A 1,417-nucleotide genomic window follows, 5' to 3' on the forward strand; every position below is an offset into this window, starting at 1 on the left:
GCATTGGAGTGGTCGGTCTTGATTGCGTATCCTCTATTCAACTAGCGAAAGTGGGGGAGATTTTCGTGTTCATCGTGGATCGTCGCAGCGGCACTCCGACCTATCTTCAGCTCGTCGTGCAGACGAAGCGCGCGTTGCTCCTCGGGGAGTTGCGGGAGGGGGACCGACTGCCGACAGCAAAGGACGTTGTCGAGGCTCTCGGGATCAATCCCAACACTGTGTTGAAGGCGTACCGCGAACTCGAGCGCGAAGGGCTCGTCGAAGCACGCCCTGGTCGGGGGACTCGGATCATCAACACCATCGCGAAGCCCGGAATGGCCTGCAAGGATTCGCTTCTCGCTCAACTGCGCGCGTGGATCGAGTCTGGCCGCGAAGCCGGACTCGATCGCGAAGACTTCGAGGCGCTCTTCTCTTCTGCACTCGACGCCGAGACCTCGCTGGCCCCGCGCATGGCGGTCACATCGACGGGAGCGCAGCTACAGTCGCCGCACGCACTTGTGGCGCCTGAACTGCACAGGTGACAGTTCTCTATGCGCGGTGTGAGGGCGGTCGTGAGCTCTCCTTGGYCAGTCCGCGGAGATAGTTAGCGTCGGCGAGCGGATGTCGCGGGCCCCGTCGTGGGCGTACTGGAATCGGTCTGGTGCACGGGGTCTGCGGGTGGGGTATTGCCAGCTGATCGAGACCGCGTGAAACCTTGCTCGCCGACTTGACGGTCCTTGTATCGGGCGTGAGAGCGGATGCGGTAGCGGCCCGCGGGAATCTCCACGTCATCTATGTCCGGGGCAAGGCAGTTCGCCAGGTCGGCAAGCTGCGGCGATGTGGCGCCTTCCGGCGATATGTTGCTCAGCATGCTAGCGCCTGCTACCTTGCTCAACATGAGTGCCGTAGAGAGGCGAAGCCTCGTGCTTCGAGGAGTCTTGGACCTTTGCCTTCTGGCCTTGCTTCGAGAACGGCCGGTGTATGGATACGAACTCACTGAGAGGCTCGCCGAGCAGGACCTACTCGTCTCTAGTGGATCCACGTACCCGTTGCTGGCGCGCCTTGAGAAGGCCGGGCTAGTCATATCCGAGATGCGCCCATCTCTTTCGGGGCCACCCCGAAAGTACTACTCGCTCAGTGGCGCCGGCGCCAGCTTACTCGAGAGCGGCACTGCAGAATGGCTCGCCGTCTCAACCAGCGTCACCTCGCTACTGCAGTCCTGTGCCACAGCCGACTTCGGAACGGACATCCCATGAACACAGCAACAGCGCACGTTGACAGCATCGAACGGTACAAAGTCATCCGGCAGGCGAACCGGCTCTGGCGGCGTGCAGGCGTCCGTAGGGCTGATCGGAATGTACTTCTCTCGGAACTCGAGACCGAACTCCACGGCGCGGATCAAGATGGCCACAGCATGACCGCGGTCCTGGGTGAGGAC

The 1,417-nt window shown here is 62.0% G+C and carries 2 protein-coding genes and 1 pseudogene; 2 read left to right on the forward strand and 1 reads right to left on the reverse strand.

Features of this window, described 5'->3' with window-relative positions:
• Together AB4Z09_RS29070 and AB4Z09_RS29075 are read left to right on the forward strand one after the other, a co-directional pair.
• Positions 1-521: GntR family transcriptional regulator (locus AB4Z09_RS29070; protein ID WP_442241390.1), on the forward strand; the 521-nt coding region annotated here is incomplete at its 5' end.
• A 354-nt stretch (positions 522-875) separates the two neighbouring features.
• Positions 876-1,082 (forward strand): annotated as a pseudogene (locus tag AB4Z09_RS29075) (PadR family transcriptional regulator); the annotation flags it as partial.
• A 23-nt stretch (positions 1,083-1,105) separates the two neighbouring features.
• On the opposite strand, the gene AB4Z09_RS29080 reads toward AB4Z09_RS29075, so the two are convergent.
• Positions 1,106-1,417 (reverse strand): hypothetical protein (locus tag AB4Z09_RS29080; RefSeq protein ID WP_442241391.1); only part of this gene is annotated, 312 nt, incomplete at its 5' end.

The sequence above is a fragment of the Rhodococcus sp. TAF43 genome, from assembly GCF_052113525.1.
Taxonomy (GTDB): domain Bacteria; phylum Actinomycetota; class Actinomycetes; order Mycobacteriales; family Mycobacteriaceae; genus Prescottella.